We start from the raw sequence: 3,866 nt of genomic DNA on the forward strand, positions 1-3,866 counted from the left end.
CACCGAACGTCAGCTGCATGGATGAATCCTCTACATAAGGCGATAGTGTCGCGCATCTGCGGTGAGTTGATCAGACCTTCCTTAGGTGCCAGCCGTCTCGTTTGAAGTAACCACGGAAGGTGGCAGCCATGTTGCTATCGGCCACCAAGATGACACAGGGGCGCTTGTTCATTATCCCAATACCCCCGCTGCAAAAAGGCTGCCGAGATCAATGCCTCCACGCCATTCCTTTAGGCGCGGGTGATCGGTGCCCGGAACCATCTCCACGCCACCTTCGCTGGCGAGCCTTGCGCACAATAATTGGTCCAGTTTGGCGCGAGCCAAAACCACAGGTGAGTGCGATGACATCCAGACCTGACTGTCGTACATCGACGAAAGCGATTGTAGAACGGCCTCAATAGCGCGCGGATGAATGCCGTTCTCTGGCTCTTCGGTCACAAGGATGGCTGGGTGTTTACTGAGATAAGGCAGCAGCGTCAGCGTCAGGATACGCAAAGTACCGTCAGATAAACCGGGTGACGGCACCTTGAAATCGCCCTTATAGCTGACCACGAAGTAGGCGTGATGGTCGTCTTCGCGCTCACGCACATCAATGTTGGTCACCTGCGGCAATGCGGTTTGCACATGAGCAATCCAGTCTGCATAGCGTTCGCTGCGGAATTCGGCTGGCGCACCCTCCGGTGCTCCCTCGCGCTTCAACTCCAGTGCAAGCCAGGGAATGTTGCGACCATTTGCCGTGATGACCTTGGGTTGTCCTGGCGGGCTGGCTTGGCGCATGGTCGACCAGTTGGGCTCCAGAAACACGGCATCAGTGGTCAATAGACCGTATAACCAGCGGGCAGCGGGATAGCCCGCCTCGGACTCGAACAGCACACGAGGCATGGCGAGCAGCGTTTCAGGCAGGCCCACTTTGGCAACGCTCGCATGTGGTGTTTCGGGCGTGAATTCAGACTCATAGCCAATCTCGCGCTTCAGCGTCAAGTGCCAGTGTTTCTTACTGCCAGCAGCGACGCCATGAAACCCTGCCTGACGCCGATCAGGCCCGTCCGATTCAGGAAACATGAACAGATACTCGTAAGCCACCTGCAGAGTTTGGTCGGCACCAATTCGCAGACCGACTTCGTAGCGTATGTGGCTCGGCCAATGACGGCGGTCTTCCTGTAATGCCTGTCGTGACCGCTCCGAGCGCTTTCTAATAAACATGCCCTCAAGCACCTTAGACTGCACAACGTCTGGCAAACGCGCCTCAACAGCCAGCGAAAAATCGCTGCCACGTCCCGCAAAGACCAGTTCGTTCAGATTACCCGTACGCGGTGGCAGTTCAGGCCGGCGCTCCATAAACGGCGCGGAGACGTTAGTGGCGCGCAGCAGATCACCGAAAAGCCCCGGCAGATCAAGCAGCGTGGTCTTGCCAGAGCCGTTGGCCCCGACCAATACCCGAAAGTCGCCGACATCAACGCCCAGACGCTCAAAGCAGCGATAGCGGGTGGCTTCTAATCGCGTGATCATTTGCCGGGCTCCGGGTGTTTGGCGCGGAACTCGCCATAGGCCTTGGCGATCTCGGGCAGGTCGTCGTCAAGGATGCGCTCTTTCCGATTAAGCGTGCGCACCTGTAGACCGCCACCGATTCGAACCTTCTCTTCGTGACTAACATCCACGAGGATTTCTTCGCCATCAGGGTGGCGCTTGTACAACGTATTGCCACGGCGATCGAAGCCGACTTTATCAGCCGCCGCCATGAACACGGGGTAGTCCTTTTTCTGACCCAAATCCTCTGCCTGAATGACTTCCGCAGGCTTACGCTTGAGGAACAGCAAACTGGTGAGAATGTTGACATTTGCCTCAACGATGAAGGATTCCACTGGCAAGTCGATGCTGGCTAACACCCAGCAATGGCGAAGAATCCAGTAGCGGATGAACTCGTCACCAGGGTTCCCCAAGATGCCATCAGGCAGGACGATGCCCGCTCGGCCTCCCGGCTTGAGCCATTTCACACAGCGCTCGATGAACAAGACTTCGGGTGACACTGCTGGCTTTATGGTGCTAGTCATCACAAAACCATCACCTTGTCGCTCCCAGCGGCGGGCTAGCTCATACTGCACAAGGATGGTCTTTTCGGTAACGGGAATGTCTGAACCGAACGGCGGGTTGGTCATCAAGACATCAATCGTACCGAGCGGGATAGACTCTTTCGCTGCCTGAACGCCAGGGAGGTGTCCCGCCGGGAACTCCAGCGAGTTCATGTGATAGAGGTGGCCCAGCGAGTTGCCTGCCATCATCACGTTCATCTGAGCAGCCCTTACCAGGAAAGGGTCGAAATCAGCACCGAACAGGTTCTTGGCTGCGTAGTTGGCCAGACGATCACGGATGGATAGGAACTCTTCAGTGTTCTCATCGCCGGCCTTGACACGCCTTTCCTCGTGGAAGACTTTGTTTAGGTAGTTCAGCGTCTCAACTAGGAAGCCACCCGTCCCGCAGGACGAATCCAGCACACGTTCGTGCTCTTTGGGTGCGAGCATCGTAACCACAAGGCTGATGGCACCACGCGGCGTGAAGTATTGACCACGATCCCCACGCAGGTTCGTACCAACGATCTCTTGATAGGCCGCGCCTTTGGCATCGACATCGGTGCGGCCAAAGTCATAGCGGGCCAACTCCGAGACAATGAAAGCCAATGCCCGATCGGACAAGGTGATTTCTTCGTTACCCTTGAATAGGCCACCGTACTTCGTCTTAACCCTCTCAAAGAGTGGTTTGATTCGGAGCCGAATAGCTTTCTGGCCTTCAGGGTCAAAAGGCTCGAATGGGCCGACATAAAAAACCCTAGCCTCGTTAGGCTGCTGCTCGTCATACATCTTACAGAAGATGAGATACAAGAACTGCCAAAAGGCGGCGTCCTTGGGCATGCCCTCATTGCCATGAATGTAGTTATGGCAACGACGGAAAGCGGTACGCAGCATCACTGGATCTGCACGGCGCATCCGGCCCATGGAGCGACCTTCAACACTGAAGGAATCGTCTCCCAATGGCCAGTCACCGATGGGCTTGAACTTGGTATCGAAGCGGGTTACTTCCTTCTTGAAAAAGAAGAACTCCAGTCCGTTGGTCCACAGCCCGTAGTCGCAGCTATCGACATCAGCCATCACGGCCTCCAGCACCTCAAACTCTTTGCGGGCCTCCTCGGGGTCACGCATGCGATACGCGCCCTTAGTACCGATTTTTGGCTCTTTCTCAACTACCACAGCACGGTAAAGGTTGTCTAAAGTGTGCGCCCGGCCAGGCTTAAAGATCGCGATGTCAAGTTTACGGTTCTTGCCCAAAACCTTGACCTTGAAGTCAGGCTCCATGTCCTCAGCTGCAATGCCGTACTCATGGATGATTGCGCGAGCAATGCGCTGGCGAACCTTTTCTTTGTCGCTGTCTTTCACCGGATTGCCGGTGACGTAGTCAAAGACCTTGCCCTCTTCGAGCGCGCGCTCTGGCGCTTGGAATTCTTGATCAAGGTCGCTCATGTCATTGCTGTCCTGTGTGGAGCGCTGCTTAGGCATTGCGCGGCTCCTTATTGTCAAAGTCATCAGTACTCGCAGCGGCACCGCCTTCCCGCACCCAGGTGTCCACGTCTTCCTTTTTGAATTTCCAGAAGCGCCCAACCTTGTGCCCAGGCATGCCTTTGGAGGTTACCCAGGTATAGATGGTGTCTTTAGCTACACCGAGGTAGTCGGCTATTTCATCGACGGAGAGCCAGCGGTCATCCATAGCTAAGTCCTGCCTGCCTACTGTGAAGATTAACAGGAGTTTACAGGTTCCCAATCCATTTTGCATGGGTTTAGCCCGGTTTATCCGGGTTAGGGATGGTCTGATTAATG

At 55.5% G+C, this 3,866-nt stretch carries 3 protein-coding genes; all 3 read right to left on the reverse strand.

Annotated elements, in window-relative coordinates; translation table 11 throughout:
• Positions 1-171: 171 nt before the first annotated feature.
• From J7367_RS21035 to J7367_RS21045, 3 genes are read right to left on the reverse strand one after another with little or no spacing between them, the layout of a single operon-like run.
• Positions 172-1,509 (reverse strand): AAA family ATPase, encoded by a 1,338-nt coding sequence (locus J7367_RS21035; protein WP_039570225.1) that lies wholly within the window; start codon positions 1,507-1,509, stop codon positions 172-174.
• Positions 1,506-3,548, reverse strand: coding sequence for an N-6 DNA methylase (locus tag J7367_RS21040; RefSeq protein WP_201443185.1), 2,043 nt, complete (start codon positions 3,546-3,548; stop codon positions 1,506-1,508). Before J7367_RS21040 ends, J7367_RS21035 begins: the two co-directional genes overlap by 4 nt.
• The gene (locus tag J7367_RS21045; RefSeq protein ID WP_039570240.1) at positions 3,541-3,756 is read right to left on the reverse strand and encodes a helix-turn-helix domain-containing protein; all 216 of its coding nucleotides are present in this window, start codon (positions 3,754-3,756) and stop codon (positions 3,541-3,543) included. The genes J7367_RS21040 and J7367_RS21045 overlap by 8 nt, the downstream gene beginning before the upstream one ends.
• Positions 3,757-3,866: the final 110 nt, after the last annotated feature.

The sequence above is a fragment of the Xanthomonas sp. D-36-1 genome, from assembly GCF_017746155.1.
GTDB classification, from domain to species: domain Bacteria; phylum Pseudomonadota; class Gammaproteobacteria; order Xanthomonadales; family Xanthomonadaceae; genus Xanthomonas; species Xanthomonas cissicola.

Coding starts and splice junctions, on each gene's coding strand:
- J7367_RS21035 (WP_039570225.1), bottom strand. CDS start 1,509: ATGATCACGCGATTAGAAGCCACCCGCTATCGCTGCTTTGAGCGTCTG.
- J7367_RS21040 (WP_201443185.1), bottom strand. CDS start 3,548: ATGCCTAAGCAGCGCTCCACACAGGACAGCAATGACATGAGCGACCTT.
- J7367_RS21045 (WP_039570240.1), bottom strand. CDS start 3,756: ATGGATGACCGCTGGCTCTCCGTCGATGAAATAGCCGACTACCTCGGT.